Below are 24094 nucleotides of genomic sequence, written 5' to 3'. Positions count from 1 at the left end.
CGGAGACCGCCGCTCCGGCCGAGCAGATGGCCATTCCGCTCGATGATCTGGCAGAAGAGCCGTCGCGGACAAACGAGCACCGGGTCGCCGAACGGGTGCTGGAACCTTCGCGCGCGCTCGTTCCTCTCGACCTGGCGGCTCCACGCCTGAGCCCCGGAGAGCGGTTGCTGCGCCTGGCCTACCGGGTCGGCGTGCCGGGCAAGACCCTGACTTCACCACTGCGCAAGAGCTCGGGCTCGCGGTTGGTGGCGACGGTCGATACGCCGCTGGCGGGGGAAAGGTCGGCAGGAATTGCGCTCAGGGCAGGTCACTTCCTCGTCCACGGGGTCAAGGCTCCGATCGGACAGCTCGATTTCGCATCTGCCAGCGCCAAGCTCACTCCTCCGTTCGAGCGTGCCGTGCATGGATATGGCTGGCTACGCGACCTCGCCGGTTGCTGCTCGCGCGAACAGGCGGTGCCAGTAGCGACGCGGATTCACACCGCGTGGCTCGACGCCAATCCCAAGCCGGGCAAGGCGGCGGCGTGGGAGGTCGAACAGGTCGGGCACCGATTGCTTACGTGGCTGGTCCACGCGCCGCTGTTGATGACCGAAGATCGCCTGCGCGGCCGGACGCTCACGGCGATCAGTGAAAGCGCCCGCTGGCTTGACCGCAATGTCGGCAACGCGGCGGATGGGCTGGGCGAAGTAACAGGGTGGACTGCACTCGTCGCGGCCGGCCTGCTGCTGTCGGACGGCAAGCCGCGGCGGCTCTACGCCGAGGCAGGTCTAGCCAATGCTCTGGGGGACCTAGTGGCCGAGGATGGCGGAGTCTTGTCCCGCAGCCCGCTGGCGCAGATGGATGCGCTGGCGCTGCTGGTTGAACTTTCAGCCTGCTACAAGGCAGTGAAACGTGACCCGCCGGAGACGGTGACGGGGATGATGGCCCTGCTGGTCCCACCGCTTCTCACCTTGATGCACGGCGAAGCAGGGCTGGGAAGCTGGCAGGGATCCGGCGCCGTCTCCGCCGAGAAAATCACCGGGCTCGTTCGTGCCAGCGGGGTGCGAACGCGCCCGCTCAAGGACGTGCGGCAGTGGGGCTTCCAGCGTGCCACTGGCGACAAGACTGTTCTGCAGTTCGATGCCGCCCCGCCTCCGCTCCCCCGACATGCCCGAGCCGGGTGCGCTTCCACCTTGGCGTTCGAGCTGTCGAGTGCCGGCCAGCGCATCATCGTAAATTGCGGCGGATCGGCCTTTGCCGGTGGCCAGGTTCCCCTGCGGATCGAGCAGGGGCTCAGGGCCACCGCGGCCCATTCGACGCTGGTGCTCGACGATGCCAATTCCACTGCGGTGCTGATCAAGGGCAAGTTGGGGGCCGGGGTCAACGAGGTCGAAATCGACCGCCGTACCATCGGCACCGGGCGCGGCACCGCGACGCGGCTAGAGGCAAGCCATGACGGCTACGCCCAGCGCTTTGGCCTCGTCCACCGCCGCATCCTCGCCTTGCGCGACGACGGTACCGAACTTCTCGGCGAGGACGTGTTATTGCCGTTCGGCAAGCGCGGTAAACGCGGCAAGATCGGCTTTGCCATCCGCTTCCACATCGGTCCCGGCATCGAATTGCGTCCCGCCGAAGACCGCAAGGGGGCTGGACTGGCGCTGCCCGACGGGCGGCTGTGGCAGTTCCGAGTGAGCGGCGATTTCGCTGGCGAAGTTGCGATCGAGGAGAGCCTGTGGGTTGACGGAAATGGCCGCCCACAGCCGATCGAGCAATTGGTCGTGCAGGGCATGACATCACGCAGCGGCGGGAATTTCTCGTGGCTGCTCAAACAGATGGGGTAATTCACGCGATGACCGCAGTGGTGATCAAGCGGGCGCTGCTTTCAGTGTCCGACAAGACCGGATTGGTGGATCTCGGCCGCAAACTGGCAGAGCACGGGGTTGAACTCGTGTCGACCGGCGGCACGGCAGCGGCATTGCGCGAAGCCGGGCTTGAGGTGATGGACATCTCCGATTTGACCGGCTTTCCCGAGATGATGGACGGACGGGTCAAGACGCTTCATCCAAAGGTCCATGGCGGGCTGTTGGCGGTGCGCGACAATCCCGAACACGCCAGCGCGATGGAGGAGCACGGAATCGGCTCGATCGACCTGGTGGTGGTCAATCTCTATCCGTTCGAAGCCACCGTGATGCGCGGTGCCGGACGTGACGAGATCATCGAGAATATCGATATCGGCGGCCCCAGCATGGTTCGCAGTGCGGCCAAAAACCACGCTTTCGTTGCCATCGTCACCGACCCAGCCGATTATGATACGCTGCTCGAAGAAATGGCCGACGGCGGCGCGACTACGCTCGAATTTCGCAAGCGGCTCGCGGCCAAGGCTTTTTCCGCAACCGCGTCCTATGATTCGATGATCAGCCAGTGGTTTGCCTTTGCCGACCAGGGCCAGCTGTTTCCCGAAATGCTGGCGATCAACGGCAAGAGCCCGGTCGAACTGCGCTATGGCGAGAATCCGCATCAGAAGGCGGCTCTCTATACTCCCGTCGGCCCCCATGCGCGCGGCATTGCGCAAGCCGAGCAGGTCCAGGGCAAAGAACTTAGCTACAACAATTACAACGACGCCGATGCCGCACTGGAACTGTGTGCCGAGTTCAGGGATGGCGATCCAGCGGTGGTGATCGTCAAGCATGCCAACCCATGCGGTGTGGCCCAGGCCGGCAGCTTGCTGGAGGCGTGGGAAGCGGCGCTCGCCTGCGACAGCGTTTCGGCTTTTGGCGGGATTGTTGCGGTCAACCGCACGCTGGACGGACCCACGGCCGAGGCCATTGCGCAGATCTTTACCGAGGTGGTGGTTGCGCCCGCTGCCGACGACGAAGCACGCGCGGTTTTTGCCAAGAAGAAGAACCTGCGATTACTGCTGACCGGCGACATGACCGAACCGCGCCGCGGCGGATTGTCGATCAAGCCGATCACAGGCGGACTGCTGGTCCAGAGCCGCGACAACGGCGCCCTGTCGGCCGACGAGCTAAAGGTGGTGACGGAGCGCGCGCCGACCGAGCAGGAACTGCAGGACTGCCTGTTCGCCTGGACCGTGGCCCGGCACGTCAAATCCAACGCCATCGTCTATGCCAAGGATGGCGCGACCGCGGGTATCGGTGCAGGCCAGATGAACCGGCGCGACAGTTCGCGCATTGCCGCCATGAAAGCGGCTGAAGCGGCTGAGAAATACGACTGGGCCAAGCCTCGCACGGTTGGCAGCGCAGTTGCCTCAGACGCGTTTTTCCCCTTCGCCGATGGCTTACTGGCTGCCGCCGAAGCAGGGGCAACCGCGGTTATCCAGCCGGGTGGTTCGATCCGCGACGAGGAAGTTATCGAGGCTGCCAACAAGGCGGGCCTGGCCATGGTTTTCACCGGGATGCGCCACTTCCGCCACTGACCCAGGCAACCCGCTCGCGCCATCCAGCATGTAACCTCTGCAGCAGTGTGTCCGAATGAACGGAAGACAACCACGGCGTTAACCCGGCCGCAAACGGTCGTGTTCTATAGGCTGTGACGGACTGAAAGCTGGACAATGACTGGTAACGGATATGAGCCTGTTGAAATCGGATATTTCGCGCAATTTTGCCATCGGTTTTCTGATCGGCGCAGCGATTGTGGGCATCCAGCTCGGCTCCGACCAGTTGACCGCGATTCCACAGGCGCTCGCCGCAACCGTCGCGCTCTAGGTTTCGGCCTCCCCATTCTTGTCGCATTCGGATTGGCGCTTTCGAGTTGCGGCCAACCGGCCAACGCCGGCGAAAACCACGTCCTCGCCCCTGCCCCCAAAATCACCGCTACGGAAAAAGCCGGTCTAAAGTCAGCGGTCTTTGCCGGTGGATGTTTCTGGGGCATCGAAGCTGTCTTCAGCCACGTAAACGGCGTGCAAAGCGCGATTGCGGGATATCATGGCGGGACCAAGCGCCAGGCCAAATATTCGATCGTCACATCGGGCGTGACCGATCATGCCGAGAGCGTGAAGGTTGTCTATGATCCGCGCGTCGTCAGCTATGACGAGCTGGTGCGGATCTTCTTCTCCGTCGGTGCGGACCCGACGCTCAGGAACCGGCAAGGACCCGATGTCGGTGCCCATTACCGCGCCGCGCTCGTGCCGATGAACGGGGAACAACGGCGGGTCGCCGCAGCCTACCTGAAGCAGATGCAAGGCTCGGGCACCTGGTCCAAGCCGATCGTGACGCAAATCGAGACCTACAAGGCGTTCTACCCGGCCGAGGAATACCACCAGGATTTCATGGCGAAGAACCCCGGGCACGGCTATATCCGCCGCTGGGACAAGCCCAAGGTGCAGGCCTTGTCGCGGATGTTCCCGCAGCACTATCGCGCCACTTTCAAGCGCGGCTGACTGGTAAGCGGCTGCGCATGCCGCTATATCGACCGGCATGACCGCGCACGCGCACAAACATCACGAACATGACGGCGACGCGCTGGTGACCGCTGCGCGCGAGGCGTTGGAGGCGAAGGACGAACGCTGGACCGGCATGCGGTCCGAAGTGTTCGAGGAACTGGCCCGCCACAGCGCCCCAGTCAGCGCCTATGACATTGCCGACAACCTCTCGGCCCGGCGCGGCAGCCGCGTGGCCCCCAACAGCGTCTATCGTATCCTCGACCTGTTCGTGCGCAACAACCTTGCCAACCGCATCGAAAGCGCCAACGCCTTCCTGGTCAACACCCATCCCGGGTGCCGCCACGACTGCGTGTTCCTGATCTGCGACGATTGCGGCAAGGCTGACCATTTCGACGACGATGCTTTGACAGGCGCTCTGCGTCAGGCGGGCCGCTCGGCCGGCTTCAGCGACGTCAAGCCGGTGGTCGAACTTCGCGGCCTGTGCCCCGATTGCGCCTGACGCGGGGAGCGTCACGACCGTTTCAGCCGTAACTGGTTCATCGACAAGCCAATGATGAGAGTGTAACCCCCAGGCCCATGAGCGCCCGTCCCGACACGCCCCTTCTCGACACTGTCGAGTATCCATCCGATCTTCGCAGGCTTGCGCCCGAACAGTTGCGGCAACTGGCCGATGAACTGCGCGAGGAGATGATCAGCGCGGTCGGGGTGACCGGTGGGCACCTGGGTTCGGGTCTCGGCGTGGTCGAACTGACCGTGGCGATCCACTATGTTTTCAATACGCCAGATGACAAGTTGATCTGGGATGTCGGGCACCAATGCTACCCGCACAAGATCCTGACCGGGCGGCGAGACCGTATTCGCACCTTGCGCCAGGGCGGAGGTCTGTCGGGCTTCACCAAGCGCAGCGAGAGCGAGTACGACCCGTTCGGCGCGGCGCACAGCTCGACCTCGATCAGTGCCGGACTCGGCTTCGCTATTGCCAACAAGCTCAAGAAACAGCCGGGCAAGGCCATTGCTGTGATCGGTGACGGCGCGATGAGTGCCGGCATGGCCTACGAGGCGATGAACAATGCCGAGGGCGCGGGCAATCGCCTGGTTGTCATCCTCAACGATAACGACATGTCGATCGCGCCGCCGGTGGGCGGCCTGTCGGGCTATCTCGCTCGGCTCATGAGCTCGAGCGAGTATCTCGGCCTGCGTTCGATGGCGTCGAAAATGACCGCCAAGCTCAGTCGCCGGGTCCACAAGTCACTCGGCAAGGCAGAGGAATATACCCGCGGCATGGTCACCGGCGGGACGTTGTTCGAGGAGCTGGGCTTTTACTATGTCGGTCCGATCGACGGACACAATCTCGACCATTTGATCCCGGTGCTGGAAAATGTTCGCGATGCCGAGGAAGGGCCGATCCTGATCCATGTCCGCACGGTCAAGGGCAAGGGCTATGCCCCGGCTGAAAGCGCCAGCGACAAGTATCACGGCGTCGCCAAGTTCGATGTCATCACCGGCAAGCAGAACAAGCCGAGCGGGGGGCCGCCGGCCTATCAGAACGTGTTCGGGGAAACCTTGGCCAAGCTGGCGGAAACCGATCCGCGCATCTGCGCCATTACCGCAGCCATGCCCAGCGGCACCGGGGTCGACAAGTTCGCTGCCGCCCATCCCGAGCGTGCATTCGATGTCGGCATTGCCGAACAGCATGGCGTCACCTTTGCCGCTGGACTTGCCGCGCAGGGGATGCGGCCGTTCGCGGCGATCTATTCGACTTTCCTCCAACGCGCTTACGATCAGGTCGTCCATGACGTCGCGATCCAGAACCTGCCCGTGCGTTTTGCCATCGACCGTGCCGGATTGGTCGGCGCCGATGGGTCGACCCACGCCGGCAGTTTCGACGTCACCTATCTGGCGACGTTGCCCAACTTCGTGGTCATGGCTGCCGCCGATGAGGTTGAACTGGTCCACATGACCTACACTGCGGCCGAACATGACGATGGCCCGATCGCCCTGCGTTATCCGCGGGGCGGTGGGCTCGGTCTCGACCTGCCCGAAACGCCGCAGAAGCTCGAAATTGGCAAGGGCCGAATCGTGCGTGAAGGCAGCAAGGTAGCACTGCTGAGCCTTGGCACGCGGCTCGAAGAGGCCCGCAAGGCGGCTGACCAGCTGGAAGCCAAGGGGCTAAGCACCACCATTGCCGACATGCGCTTCGCCAAGCCACTCGACACCGAATTGATCGAGCGGCTCATGAAAACGCACGAGGTCGTGGTCACGATCGAGGAAGGCAGCATCGGCGGACTCGGCGCCCATGTTCTCACCTTTGCCTCGGATCAAGGCCTGAGCGACACTGGGCTCAAGATCCGCACCATGCGCCTGCCTGATGCCTTCATCGAACAGGATTCGCCCGAGCGGCAATATGACGAGGCCGGGCTCAACGCTCCGCAGATCGTCGACACCGTGCTGAAGGCCCTGCGCCACAACAGTGCAGGCGTGGAAGAGGCGCGGGCCTAGTTCGGGCGCGGACGCAGGATGATACGCATCCTGCTCTTGGCGGTTGCACTGTATGGGTTCGTCGCTCTCGGTTTGACGATTTTCCAGCGCAGCTTGATTTATCCAGCTCCGACCCCCTCGCGGCTTGTCCCTGCGGGGTTCGAGATCGTAGAATATCCCACCTATGACGGCCTGACCCTGCGCGCCGGTTATCGCGCAGCCGAACGTGGGATGCCTACGATTGTCTATTTCCACGGCAACGGCGCCGACTGGCAATCAAGCGTGGTGGCCACCGACCGGCTGGTGCCGGCAGGATATGGAGTTCTGGCGGCCGAATATCGCGGGTACGCCGGCAATCCGGGGCGCCCGAGTGAGCAAGGCCTTTTTGCCGATGGCAGCGCAGCGGTAGTCTGGCTGGCGCAACAAGGGATCGAGGCGCAGGACCTGGTCGTCATCGGCAATTCGATTGGAGCCGCGGTTGCGATCGAGGTCGCGATCGATACAGAGCCCGCGGCGCTGGTGTTGATCTCGCCCTTTGCGAGCTTGCGTCAACTGGTCGCCGAGAAGATGTTCTGGCTTCCGACAGCGTTCCTATTGCGCGACCAGTATCCCAGCGACGATAGGCTGCCGCGCGTCGAGGCACCGATCCTGATTCTCCACGGCGAGACCGACCGGGTGATTCCTGTCGCCCATTCCAAGCAACTGGCACGAAACAATCCGCGAGCCGAACTCGAAACCTATTCCGATGCCGGGCACGAATTGGCCTGGGTCGACGAGGCCGAATTACGGACGCTGCGTTTTCTCGACCGAGTGCGGGCGCGTTAGAGCCAGCGCCAGATGCCGGCGGGCACTCCGCCGAGCGGGAGGTGCAGCCAGCTGAAACCGAGCCACAGGGCGAACCCGATGGCCCATGTTGCGGGTCCGATTGCGGCAATGCCGGCAAGCCGCGGCAAATAGCTGGTCTGCCGTTCCCATTCCTTCCACGCGTCGCCCATCAGAATCTCCTTCTTCCGGTCCTGCAAATGGGCGCCAACCAGCGCGAGCACGATTATCGCCAGCGCGACGATAAAGGTCCGGTCGGTCGGGGCGGCGACGATGTGCGCGACTCCCCAAAGCGCAAAGCCCCACATCATCGGATGGCGGGTCAACACGAAGACACCGGCGGGAGCGGCGCGAGCGGCCAGTTCGGCCTTTGGCGTTGCCAGCGCGGGATTTCGCAAGCTCAGCGATCCGGCCAGCAGAACCATCGCCATCAGGACCAGGGCCGAGGCGACCAGCCATGCTGCGTCGCCGAACCCCCACCCCGTCAACAGACGTGGTGCATCGACGGCAGTGAAAGCCAGATACATCCATACCAGCGCCGCCGTTGCAACGAGGCTGTAGAGAACCTGGAAGCCGCCTTCCCCAAGCACGCCGACCAGCGGGGCGCGCAGCGGATGCGACAGCGCGAAATGGCTTCCGACAAATGTGATGCTGGCAGCAATCAGCGAGACGATTGCGGTATCCATGGCCTTCCCCTCCCCAAAGAGGGGCGGTTTTACCCTATCGCGCCCGGTTCACCAATCGGCCTGTACTACCAGTCGTAGGCCTTGGGCAGGTCACTTTCATCGAGATCGCGGTACCGTTCGCGCAGGCGCGTTTGATGGTTGTCACGAGGCTGCTCGACACCGTCGATAAAGACGCGGGTGACAGCACTCGAGACTTCCAGCGGATCACCATCCCACACGACCAGGTCCCCGGCCGCGCCGGGCGCGAGAACGCCAAAGCGGCCGCCGAATCCGGCGATTTCGGCGGGGATCGAACTGATGGTCGCGAAGGCTTGGCCCCAGGTCAGTCCGCTGGCGCCTGGCACCCGCGACAGAGCGACGAGGTTGCCGGCAAATTGCGGGGCGAGGCGCGGCTGGTCACCTGTGCTCCCGCCCAGATTGCCGATTGCCACCTTGACCCCGGCAGCGACCATGCGTCCGACATTGCTCTGCGTTGCGGCGACCTGTTCGAAGCGCTCGGGCAAGTCGTCGAGCGCATCGGCGATTACCGGCACTCCGGCCGCAGCGATACGATCAGCCACCAGCCAGCCTTCGCTGACCCCCACCAGGACGAGGTCGAGCTGCGGGAATTCCGCGCGAAGGGCCAGCACTTGCAGGATATCTGCGGCACGCTCGACCTCCACGTAGAGCGGCTGCGTGCCGCGCACCACGGGAACCAGCGCCGCCGCATCGAAGCGGGTCAGCAGCGCATCGTCGCCACGCTCGGTCCGGTTGTCGAACAGTCGCGGGTCGAGGGGAATCTCGTCGCCCGATGTCCGTTCGGCAGGGCGTGCCGGGCGGCCCGGTATGCGGGCGTCAGTGCCATATTGCCGTGCCTCGCGCAGGGCATTGCGCAAGAGGGCGTGCGAAGCCGTGCGGCTCCCACCGGCGATCCGGGCTCCGCTCTCGCCAAGTGCGACCAGCTGGAATGCACGCGGACGCACAACCATGTCGGGATCGGCGCCGAGATCGATCACCGCGCCCTGGCCGCCAAAAATCGAGCTCGACGGGCGCGAGTATATGCTCGCCCGCGTCACCCCAGCGGCGCGCGACACGAGCACGTGCTGCGAAGCGGGGTTGAGCGCAGGTGCCACGTCGAGCGCCGCGCTGAAGGGCGAACTACCGCCCGCCTGGTCGTTGCTTTCACTGACCGCGCCGACATCCCACAGGCCCAGCGTAGTCATTGCGCTGAAGATGCCCGGCGTCACCCACAGCCCGGTGCCGTCGATGGCCTGCATCCCGGCGGGAACGCTGACCCCGCTGCCGGCGGCGGTCACCTTGCCGCCTCGTACAATCACGGTCGCGCCCTCGATTGGCGCGCTTCCATCTCCGGTGGCGAGGGTGGCGTTGGTGATGGCGACGTCTTGCGCGGCGACGGGCGTTGCGGTCAGGGCAAGGGCCGAGGTGGCGAGGGCGAGTGCGGAGGTCACGAGGCGCTTCATTTGACGTCTCCTTCACCCGGCTGGCCGAGTTCGAAGTCGCTCACCGGTCGACGCTTGCGATCGAGCGCGTCATACATCAATGCGCCGTCGATCCAGACCTTTTCGGGCCGGGAATAGACGCTTAGCGGATTACCGTTCCACAGCACCACATCGGCCATCTTGCCTGCTTCGAGGCTGCCAGTGAGGCTGTCGACACCCATTGCCTTGGCCGGATTGAGAGTGATCCAGCCGATCACGCTGGCATCGGTAATATCCATCCCCATACGGCGTCCCGCGGCCTGCGCCTTGGCCGCTTCCTGGTTCAGGCGCTGGATGCCGTTCTCGTCATCCGAGTGGATGACCACGCAGGCCCCTTCGCGCTGGAGCATGGCAGCGTTCTCGGGGATGCCGTCATAGCTTTCCATCTTGAAGCCGTACCAGTCGGCCCAGATCGCGCTGCAGACTTCGTTTTCGCGCAGCAGGTCGCCGATCTTGTAGGCTTCGACCGCGTGGTGGAAGGCGCTGACCCGGTATCCCATCTCCTTGGCCATATCCATCACCAGCGCCATTTCGTCGGCGCGGTAGCAATGGTTGTGAACCAGGATTTCGCCGTCGAGCACGCCTTTGAGCGTCTCCTTGCCGAGATCACGTTTCTTCCCGTCATAAGCCTTGGCGTCGAGCCAGGTCTGGCGGTTAACCGCGAAATTGCCCATCCGCGTCGACGGCATCCGCCCGCGGCCGCCATAGACGCGCTTGGGGTTTTCGCCGCAGGCCATCTTGAAGCCATAGGGCGCACCGGGGAACTTCATCCCCTGCACGGTGCGCGCTGGAACGTTCTTTAACGTGACCGAGCGGCCGCCCATCAGATTGGCCGAGCCGGGCAGGATTTGCAGGCTGGTGATCCCGCCATTGGCGAGCGCGCGGCTGAAGCCAGGGTCCTGCGGCCAGACCGAATGTTCGGCCCAGACTTCGGGCGTGGTCGGGTCGGTCGCCTCGTTGCCGTCGGAATGGGCGTCAACAGATGGGGTCGGATAATCGCCCAGGTGGCTGTGGATGTCGATGATGCCGGGGGTAACGAACTTGCCGGTCCCATCGAGCCGCGTGTAGCCGGCCGGGATTGTGAGCGAGGCATCGCCGACTGCAACCACTTCGCCATCGGCGAACAGCACGGTACCGTTCTCGATCCGGCCCCCCGCGCCGTCGAATATCGTCGCCCCAACCAACGCCGTGGCGGCGCCGGGATAGGGTGAATAAGTCGAGGCAAACGGCGTTTCGCCGGACACATCGGATGCCGAGGCTACGTCATCGGACGATCCGCTGGTGGAGCAAGCGGCCAGCGCCAGCGCGCCCCCGCAGGTAATAAGGGCGCGCAGACGCATGGCAGTAAACCTCTTGCTTGCTATCAGTTGGACGAGCGGCTCGTCGGGTGAATACCCGCTTCTTGCGCTTCCATTCCGGCTTCAGCCTGACCCTCGAGATGGTCGCCGGCACCGTCGTCGGCGAGCGTATCGAGATGCATGAGCTTCTTGACGAAACGGGCAATCAGGATGACCACGATACCCACGCCGATCGCGACCCAGCCGATCTGCTGGTAAACCGCCAGCGTGCCTTCGCGGGTCATCTCACCATCTTCACCACCGGTTGCAGCGCCGATCATGCCGGCAACGTAATTGCCGCCTGCCGTGGCGAAGAACCATGCACCCATGATCAGTGATGCCAGGTGACGCGGTGCGAGCCGATTCATCGCCGACAGTCCCACGGGCGACAGGCACAACTCGCCGGTCGTGTGGAACAGGTAGATGCCGAACAGGAAGATCACCGGAACCTTGGCATCGACGCCGACAGTCGCCGCGCCCCACACCAGCACCAGGAAGCCGAAGCCCAGCTGGACGAGGCCGAGTCCGAACTTCGCCGGGGTCGAGGGTTCGAGCCCCTTGCGGCCGAGGAAGGTCCACAGCCAGGCGAACAGAGGCGCCAGCAGAATAATGTAGATCGGATTGATCGACTGGAAGATCGGCGCCGGAACGCCGCCCAGGCTGATATAGCGATCGGTGAATAGGTTGAGCGAACCGCCGGCCTGCTCGAACAGGCCCCAGAACAGCGGCTGCAGCGCGATCAGGAACAGGATCGCGAACATCCGCTCGCGCGGGTATTTATCGAGCTTGAAAGCCTCGAACAGGACATAACCGAGCAGGGCCACGCCTGCGACCAGCATCAGCCCGCCAACGACCGACTGGTACTGGATCAGCAACCACATGATCGCCACGCCGACCACGCCGATGGCATACATGGACATTTCGGTGCTCTTGCCGAGCAGCTTGGGCGGCTCGCCCTGGCCGAGCAGCAAGGGCTTGCCGAGAATGAAGACGATCAGGCCCAGCAACATGCCGATACCGGCAGCGCCGAAGCCATAGGCCCAGCCCAGCGTGACGCCGAGATAACCGGCGATGATCGTACCGATTGCAGCGCCGACGTTAATGCCCATGTAGAAGATGGTGTAGGCGCCATCGCGGCGGACGTCGGTGCGTGGGTAGAGCTGGCCGACGATGACCGAGATATTGGCCTTGAGGAAGCCCGAGCCGACGATGATGAAGCTCAGCGCGAGCCAGAAGATGTTGATCGTCGGATCGTTCTGCCCGCCGGTTCCTTCGAAGGCCATCAGGAAGTGGCCGAAGGTCAGCAGCACGGCGCCGAACAGCACCGCCTTGCGCTGCCCGAGATAGCGATCCGCGAGCCAGCCGCCGAGCACCGGCGTAATATACACCAGGCTGACATAGGCACCGTAGACGATGTTCGACGCGCTATCGTTGAACAGCCAATGTTGTGTCAGGTAGAAAATCAGCAGGGCACGCATGCCGTAGTAGGAGAAGCGCTCCCACATCTCGGCGAAAAACAGGATGTAGAGCCCCTTCGGATGACCGCCGACTTCTGGGGTTCTGCGCGTTACCGCGAATGCCCCCGCGGCCAGAAATATCACCAGGACGACTGACGCGATCGCCGCGATCCAGTCACCCTCGTTCCAAAGAGCGAAATCTTTCATCGAATGTTCCCCGAACTGTACGGCTGCTCATGCAGCTTTCTCATGGCGGCGCACCCTAGCGCCTGATTTTGCATTGTGAAGAACTTGTTGCAGACGAAACCACCTTTACCGACGATTAAGCGAAATCGCGTGGGCTTGACCTGCCCCGCTGTATTATGGCACTACTGCACCTATGAGCACAGCCAACCGCCCCGTCTATCTGCGTTTGCGCGATATCATCGCTGCCGCCATTCTTGATGGGCGATACCGCGAGGGTGAAATGCTACCCTCGGTCCGTGCTTTCGCTGCCGAGCAGGGAGCCAATCCCCTCACCGTGGCCAAGGCCTATCAGCAGTTTCAGGTTGATGGGCTGGTCGAGGTCCAGCGCGGTGTGGGCATGTATGTGGTGAAGGGTGCGACCGACCGTCTCCGCAAGGCCGAGCGTGAGACCTTCCTTGACGAGGAATGGCCTGAAATCAGGGACAAAATTCAGCGGCTGGATATTGATCTTGAGCAACTTTTGCAAAGATCTTCGGCTCAAACTGTTTGATTTTGGGGCCCTTTTGCCGATATTTTTCTCCCAATTGCGCGTTTAAGTTAATTCTGACATTATCGCCGTAGCGGTGCGGGATCGTTTCATCGCTGCCCGATGGGGTCGGGCTGAAATCTTGGACAGGTCGCCCGCCCGGGCGCACCGGAGGCTCATATGATCCGTTCAGAACTTCTGCAGTTGCTGGCGAATGACAATCCCGATCTGCGTGCAGACGAGGTTGAACAGGTTGTCGATATTTTCTTCGAGGAAATCACGCAGCGATTGGCCGAAGGCGGCCGCGTCGAGCTACGCGGCTTCGGTGCCTTTTCCACGCGCGAGCGAGAGGCGCGGCAGGGCCGCAACCCGCGGACTGGCGAGCCGGTCGACGTCCCGGCCAAGCGCGTTCCCTATTTCAAGCCAGGCAAGGAAATGCGCAACGCGCTCAATCCCTGAGCTGCCGCTTTCCCATCCGCATCGAGATCGCTAGAGCACCCATTCGCGACGCGAGTGTCGCGCTGTGCGGGTGTGGCGGAATGGTAGACGCCGGGGACTTAAAATCCCCTGAGCTTTGCTCGTGTGGGTTCGAGTCCCACCACCCGCACCACTTGCCTTCGGCTGCTGCTGCGGTCCTGCAGCTAAGTGTCTCTGCGTAGTCGCACGATCAGCAATTCCTAGCCGGACCCTGCCACACCTTGTGCTCCATTCGAGCGGAGCAGGCACGCATGCAGGGCGAAGTTACGCCATCATTACCGTTTCATCGAAGTAAGCCGGCCACGCGCATCGAAGAGCGCAAGGCGCCGCGCTATACTTTAATGATGCGGCAGGCCAAGCTGCGCACTGCCAAGAGCGAGTTCTTGTGCGTTGTGCGCGATTTGTCGGTCTCCGGCATCAGCATCCGGACATTCCATCCGCTTCCTCCGGGAGATTGCTTCACTGTCGAGTTGCGCGATGGTCATCCCTATTCGATCGAGAAGGTCTGGGAACGCGATGGCGAAGCCGGATTCAAGTTTCGCGATCCTGTCGCGCTGGAGGAAATCCTGGCCGAGGACGCCTGCTTTCCACGGCGCCCGATGCGGGTCGCAGTCACACTGCCCGCCACCGTCATGGTTGGACCGGACCGTGGAACAGCTCTCATCACGAACTTGTCGCAGCAGGGTGCGCGGATCGAGGCTGACCGGGCATGGGCGCATGGCCAGTTGATGCGTGTCGCCGCGCCCGGCCTTGCGCCTCGTTATGCCAAGGTGCGCTGGCGGCACGACCAAAGTCACGGGCTGGTTTTCGAGGAAACCTTTTCCCTGCGCGAGTTCGCCGATTTTCTGGCGCAGATCGACGGCAACGCCTGATTTACGGCCGAAATTGGTCGGTTACAGGCGACGAACCCTGCATTTTAACGTCTCCCTAACCAATTTCCTTCACTCCCCGGTCAACTGATCAACACCCGGGGGGCCTTGATGAAAACCGCTAATTCTTCTGAACTGAATGTCGATGTTGCCATTGTCGGAGCAGGCCCGGCTGGCCTGACCGCCGGCTATCTGCTGACCAAGGCCGGCAAGTCGGTCGCCATCATCGAGAAGGACGAGACCTATGTCGGCGGCATCAGCCGCACGGTCGAGCATGAGGGATATCGCTTCGATATCGGCGGACACCGGTTCTTTTCGAAGAGCCAGCAGGTTGTCGACCTGTGGAACGAGATCCTGCCTGACGATTTCATCCAGCGTCCGCGGATGAGCCGCATCTACTACGAGGGCAAGTTCTACAGCTATCCGCTGCGCGCATTCGAGGCGTTGTCGAACCTCGGCATTCTGCGTTCGACCGCCTGCATGGCCAGCTATCTGTGGCGCAAGGTATTCCCGCTCAAGAACGTGAAGAGCTTCGAGGACTGGACCACCAACCAGTTCGGCCACAAGCTCTATTCAATCTTCTTCAAGACCTACACCGAGAAGGTTTGGGGCATGCCCTGCAACGAGATGAGCGCTGACTGGGCAGCCCAGCGGATCAAGGGGCTTTCGCTCTGGAACGCGGTGACCGACGGTTTGAAGCGCTCGCTCGGCCTCAACAAGAAGCCCAATGACGGACAGGAAGTGAAGACCCTGCTCGAAAGCTTCCGCTATCCGCGCCAGGGCCCGGGCATGATGTGGGAAGCCGCCCGAGACAAGATCATTGCCAGCGGTAACGGCCAAGTCATCATGGGCTACGGGCTTGACCAACTTGCCAGCGATGGCGACGGCGGCTGGCGCATGAGCGCGGTCAACAAGGATGGCGAGAAGATCGTCATCAAGGCTGGCCACGCGATTAGTTCGGCCCCGATGCGCGAGCTGGGGGCCCGCCTCCACCCGTTGCCCGAGACGAGCTGGAACGGTTCAAACCTACGTTATCGCGACTTCCTCACCGTGGCTTTGATGGTCGAAGGCGAGGACTTGTTCCCCGACAACTGGATCTACATCCACGATTCGAAGGTCCAGGTGGGCCGGGTGCAGAACTTCCGCAGCTGGTCGCCCGAGATGATCCCGGACGAGGACATGGCCTGTGTCGGCCTGGAATATTTCTGCTTCGAAGGCGACGGACTTTGGGACATGGCCGATGACGACCTGGTCGAACTCGCCACCAAGGAGATGAATACGCTGGGTCTGCTCGACCCCAAGAAGGTCAAGGGCGGCGCAGTGGTGCGGCAGGAAAAGGCCTATCCTGTCTATGACGAGGACTATGCTGCCAATGTCGCCGCCATGCGCGGCGAACTGGAGCACAAATATCCTTCGCTTCACCTTGTCGGACGCAATGGCATGCACCGCTACAACAACCAGGATCACGCGATGATGACGGCCATGCTCACGGTCGAGAACATCCTCGCCGGGGAACGGGTCTACGATATCTGGTGTGTTAACGAGGATGCCGAATATCATGAAGCCGGGGACGAGGGTGCCGAGAAGGCGATCCCGGCTCGCGAGGCAAGCCACGAAGTGAGCCCGGACCAGGCTGCGGCGCTCAATTCGATGCGCGATGTGCCCGAACGTATCGTCGCCGATGAAGAAGTTGCAGAAGACGGTTCGCGCCGTGTCGCCTGACACTGCGCGACGCAGGGAGATACAACCGACAATGGCCTTGCTCCATCGCCTCAAGGATATCGTTCTGGTGCGCTATTTGCTTGCCAGTGTCGGTGCCCTTGCTGTCGATATCGGCAGCTTCCTCGCCTTGCTGGCGGGCAGCGTGCCAGCGGTCCTGGCCTCGGCGATCGGCTATTCGCTCGGCATTCTGGCCCATTGGCTGCTCTCCAGCCGCACTGTCTTTACCGGCAGGGTTGCAGAGCGCGGAGCCGGAAGGACCCGCCAGAAGGCACTGTTCGTCGGGTCGGCATTGGCCGGACTGGCGCTTACGACAGCCATTGTCGGCATGGGAGAGCTTGCCGGTATTGATCCGAGAATTGCCAAATTGTTGGCGGTGGGCGCAAGCTTTGCCCTGACCTGGCTGCTGCGCAGCAAGGTCGTATTCCGCCACGGGGGCTGATGCGATGACCTATCCGACCGAAGACCGGCGTCTGCGCACAAGCGAGTTTCCGCTGCGCCGGGTCTTCCTGGTGTGGCTGGCGATCAGCGTATTGCTGCTGCTGACGGCGTGGAAGAATATTACCATCGGACGCTTTCCTGATCCCGATGACGTCCTGCGGCTGGTTCAGGTGCGAGACCTGCTGGCCGGGCAGGACTGGTTCGATCTCAAACAATACCGCGTCGACCCGCTTGGATCGGTGCCGATGCACTGGTCGCGCCTGGTCGACCTGCCACTGGTGCTGGTGGTCGCGGGCCTGGCCCCGCTCCTGGGCACCGCGCCGGCCGAGCAGGTCGCCGTCGTGTTGGTACCGCTACTGGCGCTTCTGGTTACCATGCTGTTTCTCGGCCGCATGACGTGGCGGCTGTTCGATGTCGAAACCGCAGGCCTGGCCTGTATTATGCTTGGCTTCCTTCCCTCGCTGGTGTTTCAATTCCAGCCTTTGCGGATTGATCACCACGGGTGGCAGATCTGTGCAGTGGCGGCGGCCATGTGGGCAATCCTGCACCGCCAGGACTGGAAGGGCGGCGCTCTGGCCGGTCTAGCCATGGGGCTGGGCATCGCCGTTTCGCTCGAACTGCTGCCGATAGCGGCCTTGTTCGGCGGGGTGCTGGCGTTGCGCTGGCTGCGCGACTGCAAGCAGAGGTTCTGGCTGGTCGGATACCTGCAGGCGCTCGCCACCTCGCTCGCCCTGCTTTTCGTCGCGACCCGTGGTACGAGCGACATGGTGCTGTATTGCGACGCGCTGACCTTGCCGCATGTCGGCTTCTTCTCTGCTGTTGCAGTTGGTGTAACATTCCTCGCCTGGGCGCCTCCGATTCCCTGGCCTGCGGTCGTCCTCGGCCTCGGCCTGGCAGGCGCATCGGGACTTGCCGTATTCGGCTTGGCCTCTCCGCAATGCCTGCGAACTCCTTTTGGCGCGCTCGACCCGATGGTGCGCGATTACTGGTACGAAAATGTGCTCGAAGGCCGCCCGATCTGGTTCCAGCCGTCATTGATCTATCCGCAGTTGATGCAGGTCGCAGCCGGTATCGGGGTTGCCATCTACCTATTCAGTCGGTCGACCGGATGGAAACGCAGCTGGTGGAGCGACTACCTGCTCGTCCTTGGCGGTGCCTTTGTGCTCGGCCTGCTGGTTTGGCGCTCGATGGCGTTTGCCTCGATGCTGGCGGCCCTGCCGCTTGGCTATTTGCTCAAGCGCGGGCTCGAAACTTTCCGCAGTTCGCCGGTCTTGCTCCAACGCATGGGAGTCGTGCTCGGCATGATGCTGGTTCTGGTGCCGTCGGCACCCTATCTCGGCATTCAGCGGCTGATGGCGCAATCCGGAGGCGATGCCAGCGGAAGTTCCAAAGAGTCTTCTTGCGAGCTGTTCTCCAGTGCCGAGGCGCTGGGTGAACTGGAGCCTGCGACGGTGTTCGCCCCGCTCGATATCGGACCGGCCATCTTGCAAAAATCGCCGCATGCCGTGGTGGCAACGGGCCACCATCGCGCCGAAGCCGCCATGCGCGACGTTATCAGCGCATTCACATCAACGCCGGATGATGCGCGAGTACTGATAGCCAAGCATGGGGCGCGCTACATGGTGATGTGCACCGACCTGTTCGAACCCGAAATTTACGTCCGCCGAGGAGTGGAAGGGAGCCTCGCTGCGCGACTGCGCGACGGAACCCCGCCATCCTGGCTCGAACCGGTAGATCTGGGCACGCCGGAGAGTTTCCGCATCTGGCGGATTACCGACTAGGCACCCGTTACGCGGGCCTGAAATCCATTGCCCCGCCATTGATGCAATGCCGTTTGCCGGTTGGCGCCGGGCCGTCATTGAAGATATGTCCCAGATGCCCGCCGCAATCGGCGCAATGGACCTCGGTACGCGGATAGCCGAGTTTGAAGTCTCGCGCCGTGCCAACCGCGCCGCGATCGATGGGCTGCCAGAAGCTCGGCCAACCAGTGCCGCTGTCATATTTGTGGCGCGAGGAATACAACGCGTTGCCACAGCCAGCGCAAACGAAGGTGCCTTTGCGCTTTTCGCTGTCGAGGGGCGAGGAATAGGGGCGTTCGGTCGCCTCCTGCCGCAATATGCTGAATTCCTGCGCGCTCAGCTGCTTGCGCCATTGCGCCTCCGACTTGCTGACTGGAAAGCTCTTCGCTTCGGCCGGGTGCGCACCGCAAGCCGCCAACGTGGCCAGCGAAACGCCAGTTCCAATCCAGCCCAGCATGGTGCGACGGTTGGTGGTGACATTCATGACAGGCTCCAGCTTGCAGAGGGCAATTTATAGCCCAACGCCTCTGAATACGACGCAACCACGCCAATGGTTGCACCGACCTCACATTATCGGCTGCTCAGAACTCGGTGACTTCGACCTCGAGCTTGCGAAAGCCCTCGACGAAATTGGCGCGCACGCGCTCGACGTCTCCGGCTACGTGGACGCGCATCCGGCGCTTGTGCATTTCCTCCAGCAGGATGCGCAACTGCAGTTCTGCCAGTCGGGCCCCGACGCAGCGGTGGATACCGTAGCCGAAGGCCAGGTGGCGGCGCGCGTTCTCGCGGGTGATATCGAGCTTGTCGGCATCCTCGCCGAACACTTCCTCGTCGCGATTAGCGGAATTGTACCATAGCACCACTTTGTCACCGGCCTTGATCTGCTGGCCGAAGACCTCGGTATCCTCGGTGCAGGTGCGCCGCATGTGCTTGAGCGGGGTCTGGTAACGGATACATTCCTGCACCGCGTTGGGGATGAGGTCGGGCTGCTCCTCAAACAGTTTGCGCTGGTCAGGGAATTTGTCGAGCGCGTGGATGATCCCGCTCATCGTGTTCCTTGTGGTGTCATTCCCGCCCACGATCAGCAGCACCAGATTGCCCATAAATTCCTGCGGGCTCATTTGGTTCATCGCCGGCGAGTGGATCATCATCGAGATCAGATCCGGCCCCGGCTCTTCTTGCGAACGCTTGGCCCACAATTGCTGGAAATAGGCTGCCATCTCGCGCTGGATACCGCGCCGGGTCTCTTCCATGCTCTTGCCCGCCAGCATCAGCTCGGTATCGCCCGACCAATCGGACCAGAAGGTCAGCAGGTCACGGTCTTCCCAGGGGAAATCGAACAGCAGCGCCAGCATCCCGGTAGTGAGCGGGATCGAGACCTCGTGCACCCAGTCGAAAGTCTCGCCGCGCGGAAGCTGGTCGAGCAGGTCGCCGGTGCGCTTGCGCACGTCGTCGTCGAGCCGCTTCATTTCGGTCGGCGCGAAGGCGGGGGCAACGGTGCGGCGCTGGCCGGTGTGCTTGGGCCGATCCATGGCGATGAACATCGGCAGTTCGAACCGCTCCTGCCCTTCTTCCATGTCGTCCTCGTCGAGCCGGTCGAGAATGGTGATCCCGCCATGCTCCCAACTCGATGAAAACAGCTCGGGCAGTGCCTCGATATGCTGGATCGCCTTGTGCCCGACTGCGCTCCAATAGGGGCCGAACGGGCTTTCGGGGATGTAGTGGAGCGGCCCGGCGGCGCGCATTTCCTTGAAGATCGGCTCCCACCGATTCTCGGCATAGATGTCCGAGCGGCTGGTATCCCACTTGTGGGGGTGCTGCGGCTTGGCGTCGGGATGCTCACGAAAATGCTGGTCGAGCGCCTCATGCGCCTGGGGCGAACGGGTCCACTCGGTTTTCTCCATTTCGCGCGGGGGTGCGATCGTCGCCATCAGCCTAATCCTCCTGTCGCGGGCGACTCTGGTCGGCCAGCCCGTCATTGCCTGCCATCCTGCGCGTATTGACAGGTGTGTCAATAGTAGGTTGCGTTTCGCGACTTAATGGACTTAGATCGGGCCGCGCCGGTTGCTCTGACGGACCGAGGCTCAAGCTGTTTCGGTACGGCGCCGAAACAGGCGACGTTTCGCCTTGCGGCCGCCGCTGCCGGATTGCATCACCCGTTTGCGGAACAGCATGGCACCGGCCTTGACGAACAGCGCGACCGCCACTCCCTGCCAAACTAGTGCGACGAGATGCTGCACGAGACCTTCCTGCATCGCGGCGCGTGCAAGCATGGCAAAGGGCGAACTGAAGGGAATGATGACCGCCGCCCATTCATAGGTCGACCCCTGGTCGGCCACGGCCAGGCTGGCGGCAAAGAACACCAGCAGTTGCAGCATTGTGACCGGCATCGACAGCGTCTGCACTTCGCGCACGGTCGTCGCCAATCCACCGATCGCCAGGAACAGCGAGCCAAGCAGCAGATAGCCCATGGCGAAATAGGCCACCCCCAGAGTGACGAACAGCAGCCAGCCGACCGCCGGTTCGGGCAGGCGGTCGAGATCGACGTTCGCCAGTTCGACAATGCCGAGCGCGACCACTCCCCACACCGCGATGCCGACAAAGGACACGCCCAGCATGGCGAACAGCTTGCCGAAGAAAACCGCGTCCATGGGAATGGCAGCGGCGAGGACTTCGATGATCTTGTTGGCCTTTTCCTCGACCAGGTTGGACAGGACCATGCCAGCCAGCAGCATGGTGAGCAGGAACAGCAGCATCTGTCCCGCCTGGGCGGTAATGATCCGGCCCGATCGCTCGGTAGCGCCGCTGGTCACTACGCTCTGCTTGGCGATTTCGGGAAATCGGGTTGGCGCGTCTTCCAACGCTGTCGCGGCGAGTAAAGCGACGCGGCCTTCGAGGCGGGCGAGTTGATCGGGTGGCCCGGTCAGGACCGGCGCGGCCAGTGAACCGGAGACGATAGCAGCAATATTTCCGCGCTTTTCGGCTAGGATCGCCGACGGATCGGCGCCGGGCGGCTCATCAAGGATGATAAGCGGCGGCAGCGCGCCGCCAATTCGATCGGTCAGCGCCAGGTGGGCGCGGGCAATCCGTCCACTCTCGGCCGGGGTCAGCAGAACCGCGAGTTCGGGATTGGCGGTTTCCTGCTTCACCTGGCTGCCGATACCACCGGCGAGTCCGCCGACGACGATTGGAAACAACGGTCCGAGCAGGAAGAACAGGAAGGCGCGGCTGAACAGGACAGCGACGAAATCGCGCCGGGCGATCACCATTGCCGCTGCAAACAGGCTGAGCCGCGAATTGCCGGTAGGGGTATCCATCAACGCGCGCTCACATTCTGGGGCTCGGCGTCGAGCGCGGCAGCTGCCGCCTCGCCGGCGATATGGACAAAGGCATCGTGCAGCCCGGCCCGCTCGATGGCGAGCGAGAGGATGCCGGCCTCGCCTTCGATCAGCGCCCGTAGCAATGGCTCGATTCCGCTTTCAGGCAGCGAGAAGGTCCAGAAATCGCCGACCCGCCGCGCATCGGCCGGCAAGGCCTGGCGCCAGGCACCTTCGCGAGCCTTGGTCTCCAGCTTGACCTGCGCCGGGATACGATCGCGCGCTTCTTCAACGCTGCCGGCATAGGGCACCTTGCCACCGGCGATGATGGCGACATCGTCGCACAGTCGCTCGGCATGGTGGATCACATGGGTCGAGAAAATCACCGTGGTACCATCGTCGGCGAGTTGCCGGATCAGCTGCTCCAGCTTGCCCTGGTTGATCGCGTCGAGGCCAGAAAACGGCTCGTCGAGCACCACGAGCCTCGGACGATGCACCAGCGTGCCGAGCAGTTGCACGGTTTGCGCCATGCCCTTCGAAAGCTGGCGGATCTGCTTGTCGACCGCGTGGCCGAGGCCGTGCGCTTCGAGCAGTTCGCGTCCGCGCTGGCGCGCTTCGGACACCTTCATGCCGCGCAAGGCACCCATGAAGCCGATCGCTTCATAGGCTTTCATTGCCGGATATAATCCGCGCTCCTCGGGGAGATAGCCGATCAGGCGGCCGATTTCGTGCGGACGGTCATGCCCGAAAACTCGGCGCACCCCTTCATCGGGATCGATAATGCCCAGCAGCATCCGCAAGGTGGTGGTCTTGCCGGCGCCATTCGGGCCGAGGATCCCGTAAATGGCGCCCTGAGGAACGGCGATGTCGACACCGTCGACCGCCAGCACGCCGTCGAACCGTTTGACCAGCCCCTTGGCCTCGATCGCCAATGGCCGGGTCGGTGCGGTCATGCTCGCCGCCAATAAGGTTCCATCCATACCATTGCCCGGGAAAGAGGCTTCGCCTAGCGCCATATCCATTCCGGCGCGTTAACCGCCGGGTCTGAATGCGAGGTACCCTAAGCGTGGTTAACGCCGCCGCAACCCCTGACTTGCAGCAACGCCTCGTCGCGAAGGCGAAGGAGCTGGGTTTTGCCAGCATCGGCTTCGCCCCCGCCGCCGATGATCCGGCGCGGGCAAACCGGCTGCATGAGTGGATCGAGGCCGGCTATCACGGATCGATGGGTTGGATGGAGGACCGCGCCGATGTGCGACAAGGTCCACATTCGATGTGGCCAGCAGCGCGCAGCGTCATCGCGCTCGGCATGGCTTACACACCCGATATCGATCCGCTCGCGTTGGAGGGAGTATCTGACCGGGCGCGGATTTCGGTCTATGCCCAGGGGCGCGATTATCACGATACGGTCAAGAAAGCGCTGAAGGCGCTGGCGCGATGGCTGGTGGCTGAGGCTCCGGAAACCGAACTCAAGGTCTTCGTCGATACCGCCCCGGTGATGGAAAAGCCGCTGGGCGAGGCAGCCGGGATCGGCTGGCAGGGGAAACACACCAATCTTGTCAGCCGCGAACATGGCAGCTGGCTATTCCTCGGCGCAATTTATTGCACGCAGCCCTTCGTGGCGGACGAACCTCACGAAGATCGCTGCGGTTCTTGCAATGCCTGCCAGGCCGCCTGCCCCACCGATGCCTTCCCGCAACCCTATGTTCTCGATGCGCGGCGCTGCATCTCTTATCTCACCATCGAGCATGCCGGGCCGATCCCGGAAGAGTTCCGCGCGGCGATGGGCAACCGCATCTACGGCTGCGACGATTGCCTGGCGGTGTGCCCGTGGAACAAGTTCGCCGACACCGCGGCGAGGGCCAAGGCGTTCGCCCCGCGCGCAGAGCTGGTCGCGCCGTTGCTTGAGGACCTGTTGCAACTGGATGACGCGACGTTCCGCCAGCTTTTCTCCGGCTCGCCGATCAAGCGCATCGGCCGCAATCGTTTCGTGCGCAATTGCCTGATCGCGGCCGGGAACAGCGCGGATCCATCGCTGGTGGAGCAGGTCGAGGCGTTGCGGTCCGACCCGGATCCTGTCGTCGCCGAGGCCGCGGACTGGGCCGCGGTACGGCTTCGTTAAAA

The 24094-nt window shown here is 62.9% G+C and carries 22 protein-coding genes and 1 tRNA gene; 15 read left to right on the top strand and 8 right to left on the bottom strand.

Features of this window, described 5'->3' with window-relative positions; translation table 11 throughout:
* The first annotated feature begins 26 nt into the window (after positions 1-26).
* The 7 genes from ACXYL9_RS01305 to ACXYL9_RS01275 all read left to right on the top strand — a co-directional run bounded on the left by ACXYL9_RS01305 (position 27) and on the right by ACXYL9_RS01275 (position 7684).
* Entirely contained in the window at positions 27-1820 is a 1794-nt protein-coding gene (locus ACXYL9_RS01305) for a heparinase II/III family protein (RefSeq protein WP_459039832.1), read from the top strand.
* A gap of 8 nt (positions 1821-1828) precedes the next feature.
* Positions 1829-3415 (top strand): bifunctional phosphoribosylaminoimidazolecarboxamide formyltransferase/IMP cyclohydrolase, encoded by a 1587-nt coding sequence (purH, locus tag ACXYL9_RS01300; RefSeq protein WP_459039831.1) that lies wholly within the window; start codon positions 1829-1831, stop codon positions 3413-3415.
* A gap of 151 nt (positions 3416-3566) precedes the next feature.
* A complete protein-coding gene (locus ACXYL9_RS01295) occupies positions 3567-3704 on the top strand; it encodes a hypothetical protein (RefSeq protein ID WP_459037784.1) in 138 nt (45 codons plus the stop codon).
* A 32-nt stretch (positions 3705-3736) separates the two neighbouring features.
* The gene (gene msrA, locus ACXYL9_RS01290; RefSeq protein ID WP_459037783.1) at positions 3737-4378 is read left to right on the top strand and encodes a peptide-methionine (S)-S-oxide reductase MsrA; all 642 of its coding nucleotides are present in this window, start codon (positions 3737-3739) and stop codon (positions 4376-4378) included.
* Between the two features lie 37 nt (positions 4379-4415).
* Complete coding sequence (locus ACXYL9_RS01285) at positions 4416-4880, top strand: Fur family transcriptional regulator (protein WP_459037782.1); 465 nt, start codon at positions 4416-4418, stop codon at positions 4878-4880.
* A gap of 77 nt (positions 4881-4957) precedes the next feature.
* Positions 4958-6880 carry a 1-deoxy-D-xylulose-5-phosphate synthase gene (gene dxs / locus ACXYL9_RS01280; protein ID WP_459037781.1) on the top strand — a complete coding sequence of 641 codons (1923 nt, stop codon included), beginning with the start codon at positions 4958-4960 and terminating at the stop codon, positions 6878-6880.
* A gap of 18 nt (positions 6881-6898) precedes the next feature.
* Entirely contained in the window at positions 6899-7684 is a 786-nt protein-coding gene (locus ACXYL9_RS01275) for an alpha/beta hydrolase (protein ID WP_459037780.1), read from the top strand.
* Here ACXYL9_RS01275 and ACXYL9_RS01270 read toward each other — a convergent pair.
* The 4 genes from ACXYL9_RS01270 to ACXYL9_RS01255 form a co-directional block, all read right to left on the bottom strand.
* Positions 7681-8367, bottom strand: coding sequence for an NnrU family protein (locus tag ACXYL9_RS01270; RefSeq protein WP_459037779.1), 687 nt, complete (start codon positions 8365-8367; stop codon positions 7681-7683). The two genes, ACXYL9_RS01275 and ACXYL9_RS01270, sit on opposite strands and share 4 nt — an antisense overlap.
* Before the next feature lie 65 nt (positions 8368-8432).
* Positions 8433-9827, bottom strand: coding sequence for an amidohydrolase family protein (locus ACXYL9_RS01265; protein ID WP_459037778.1), 1395 nt, complete (start codon positions 9825-9827; stop codon positions 8433-8435).
* Positions 9824-11185 (bottom strand): amidohydrolase, encoded by a 1362-nt coding sequence (locus ACXYL9_RS01260; protein WP_459037777.1) that lies wholly within the window; start codon positions 11183-11185, stop codon positions 9824-9826. The genes ACXYL9_RS01265 and ACXYL9_RS01260 overlap by 4 nt, the downstream gene beginning before the upstream one ends.
* A gap of 23 nt (positions 11186-11208) precedes the next feature.
* Positions 11209-12846, bottom strand: a complete 1638-nt coding sequence (locus ACXYL9_RS01255) for a peptide MFS transporter (protein WP_459037776.1) — start codon at positions 12844-12846, stop codon at positions 11209-11211.
* Between the two features lie 172 nt (positions 12847-13018).
* Between ACXYL9_RS01255 and ACXYL9_RS01250 the strand changes: the two genes are divergently transcribed.
* From ACXYL9_RS01250 to ACXYL9_RS01220, 7 genes are all read left to right on the top strand, one after another.
* Positions 13019-13375 carry a GntR family transcriptional regulator gene (locus ACXYL9_RS01250; protein ID WP_459037775.1) on the top strand — a complete coding sequence of 119 codons (357 nt, stop codon included), beginning with the start codon at positions 13019-13021 and terminating at the stop codon, positions 13373-13375.
* 156 nt (positions 13376-13531) lie between these two features.
* Positions 13532-13810: an integration host factor subunit beta gene (locus ACXYL9_RS01245; RefSeq protein WP_459037774.1), complete on the top strand. Its 279-nt coding sequence runs from the start codon at positions 13532-13534 to the stop codon at positions 13808-13810.
* 66 nt (positions 13811-13876) lie between these two features.
* Positions 13877-13961: transfer RNA gene (locus tag ACXYL9_RS01240), tRNA-Leu, on the top strand.
* 118 nt (positions 13962-14079) lie between these two features.
* Complete coding sequence (locus tag ACXYL9_RS01235; RefSeq protein WP_459037773.1) at positions 14080-14700, top strand: PilZ domain-containing protein; 621 nt, start codon at positions 14080-14082, stop codon at positions 14698-14700.
* Positions 14701-14808: 108 nt separating this feature from the next.
* Positions 14809-16419: an NAD(P)/FAD-dependent oxidoreductase gene (locus ACXYL9_RS01230; RefSeq protein ID WP_459037772.1), complete on the top strand. Its 1611-nt coding sequence runs from the start codon at positions 14809-14811 to the stop codon at positions 16417-16419.
* Positions 16420-16450: 31 nt separating this feature from the next.
* Positions 16451-16858 carry a GtrA family protein gene (locus ACXYL9_RS01225; protein WP_459037771.1) on the top strand — a complete coding sequence of 136 codons (408 nt, stop codon included), beginning with the start codon at positions 16451-16453 and terminating at the stop codon, positions 16856-16858.
* A 4-nt stretch (positions 16859-16862) separates the two neighbouring features.
* Entirely contained in the window at positions 16863-18638 is a 1776-nt protein-coding gene (locus ACXYL9_RS01220) for a hypothetical protein (protein WP_459037770.1), read from the top strand.
* Positions 18639-18645: 7 nt separating this feature from the next.
* Here the strand turns inward: ACXYL9_RS01220 and msrB are convergent, their stop codons facing one another.
* From msrB to ACXYL9_RS01200, 4 genes are all read right to left on the bottom strand, one after another.
* The gene (gene msrB, locus ACXYL9_RS01215) at positions 18646-19140 is read right to left on the bottom strand and encodes a peptide-methionine (R)-S-oxide reductase MsrB (protein ID WP_459037769.1); all 495 of its coding nucleotides are present in this window, start codon (positions 19138-19140) and stop codon (positions 18646-18648) included.
* 97 nt (positions 19141-19237) lie between these two features.
* Positions 19238-20587, bottom strand: a complete 1350-nt coding sequence (locus tag ACXYL9_RS01210) for a cytochrome P450 (RefSeq protein ID WP_459037768.1) — start codon at positions 20585-20587, stop codon at positions 19238-19240.
* 153 nt (positions 20588-20740) lie between these two features.
* The gene (locus tag ACXYL9_RS01205; RefSeq protein WP_459037767.1) at positions 20741-21973 is read right to left on the bottom strand and encodes an ABC transporter permease; all 1233 of its coding nucleotides are present in this window, start codon (positions 21971-21973) and stop codon (positions 20741-20743) included.
* Positions 21973-22953: an ABC transporter ATP-binding protein gene (locus ACXYL9_RS01200; protein WP_459037766.1), complete on the bottom strand. Its 981-nt coding sequence runs from the start codon at positions 22951-22953 to the stop codon at positions 21973-21975. Before ACXYL9_RS01200 ends, ACXYL9_RS01205 begins: the two co-directional genes overlap by 1 nt.
* A gap of 86 nt (positions 22954-23039) precedes the next feature.
* On the opposite strand from ACXYL9_RS01200, the gene queG reads away from it, so the two are divergent.
* Positions 23040-24092, top strand: coding sequence for a tRNA epoxyqueuosine(34) reductase QueG (queG, locus tag ACXYL9_RS01195; protein WP_459037765.1), 1053 nt, complete (start codon positions 23040-23042; stop codon positions 24090-24092).
* The last annotated feature ends 2 nt before the right edge of the window (positions 24093-24094 follow it).

The organism is Qipengyuania sp. CAU 1752, from assembly GCF_054482615.1.
Note: the sequence above shows the minus strand (reverse complement) of the source record. Positions and strands in the feature narration are given on the sequence as shown.

What these genes read in the sequence shown, in the direction of transcription:
- ACXYL9_RS01250 (WP_459037775.1), top strand. Translation starts at nt 13,019, where the DNA reads ATGAGCACAGCCAACCGCCCCGTCTATCTGCGTTTGCGCGATATCATC.
- ACXYL9_RS01270 (WP_459037779.1), bottom strand. Translation starts at nt 8,367, where the DNA reads ATGGATACCGCAATCGTCTCGCTGATTGCTGCCAGCATCACATTTGTC.
- ACXYL9_RS01245 (WP_459037774.1), top strand. Translation starts at nt 13,532, where the DNA reads ATGATCCGTTCAGAACTTCTGCAGTTGCTGGCGAATGACAATCCCGAT.
- ACXYL9_RS01230 (WP_459037772.1), top strand. Translation starts at nt 14,809, where the DNA reads ATGAAAACCGCTAATTCTTCTGAACTGAATGTCGATGTTGCCATTGTC.
- ACXYL9_RS01275 (WP_459037780.1), top strand. Translation starts at nt 6,899, where the DNA reads ATGATACGCATCCTGCTCTTGGCGGTTGCACTGTATGGGTTCGTCGCT.
- ACXYL9_RS01220 (WP_459037770.1), top strand. Translation starts at nt 16,863, where the DNA reads ATGACCTATCCGACCGAAGACCGGCGTCTGCGCACAAGCGAGTTTCCG.
- purH (WP_459039831.1), top strand. Translation starts at nt 1,829, where the DNA reads ATGACCGCAGTGGTGATCAAGCGGGCGCTGCTTTCAGTGTCCGACAAG.
- ACXYL9_RS01200 (WP_459037766.1), bottom strand. Translation starts at nt 22,953, where the DNA reads ATGGATGGAACCTTATTGGCGGCGAGCATGACCGCACCGACCCGGCCA.
- dxs (WP_459037781.1), top strand. Translation starts at nt 4,958, where the DNA reads ATGAGCGCCCGTCCCGACACGCCCCTTCTCGACACTGTCGAGTATCCA.
- ACXYL9_RS01235 (WP_459037773.1), top strand. Translation starts at nt 14,080, where the DNA reads ATGCAGGGCGAAGTTACGCCATCATTACCGTTTCATCGAAGTAAGCCG.
- ACXYL9_RS01265 (WP_459037778.1), bottom strand. Translation starts at nt 9,827, where the DNA reads ATGAAGCGCCTCGTGACCTCCGCACTCGCCCTCGCCACCTCGGCCCTT.
- ACXYL9_RS01210 (WP_459037768.1), bottom strand. Translation starts at nt 20,587, where the DNA reads ATGGCGACGATCGCACCCCCGCGCGAAATGGAGAAAACCGAGTGGACC.
- msrB (WP_459037769.1), bottom strand. Translation starts at nt 19,140, where the DNA reads ATGAATGTCACCACCAACCGTCGCACCATGCTGGGCTGGATTGGAACT.
- ACXYL9_RS01255 (WP_459037776.1), bottom strand. Translation starts at nt 12,846, where the DNA reads ATGAAAGATTTCGCTCTTTGGAACGAGGGTGACTGGATCGCGGCGATC.
- ACXYL9_RS01285 (WP_459037782.1), top strand. Translation starts at nt 4,416, where the DNA reads ATGACCGCGCACGCGCACAAACATCACGAACATGACGGCGACGCGCTG.
- ACXYL9_RS01305 (WP_459039832.1), top strand. Translation starts at nt 27, where the DNA reads ATGGCCATTCCGCTCGATGATCTGGCAGAAGAGCCGTCGCGGACAAAC.
- ACXYL9_RS01225 (WP_459037771.1), top strand. Translation starts at nt 16,451, where the DNA reads ATGGCCTTGCTCCATCGCCTCAAGGATATCGTTCTGGTGCGCTATTTG.
- ACXYL9_RS01205 (WP_459037767.1), bottom strand. Translation starts at nt 21,973, where the DNA reads ATGGATACCCCTACCGGCAATTCGCGGCTCAGCCTGTTTGCAGCGGCA.
- ACXYL9_RS01295 (WP_459037784.1), top strand. Translation starts at nt 3,567, where the DNA reads ATGAGCCTGTTGAAATCGGATATTTCGCGCAATTTTGCCATCGGTTTT.
- ACXYL9_RS01260 (WP_459037777.1), bottom strand. Translation starts at nt 11,185, where the DNA reads ATGCGTCTGCGCGCCCTTATTACCTGCGGGGGCGCGCTGGCGCTGGCC.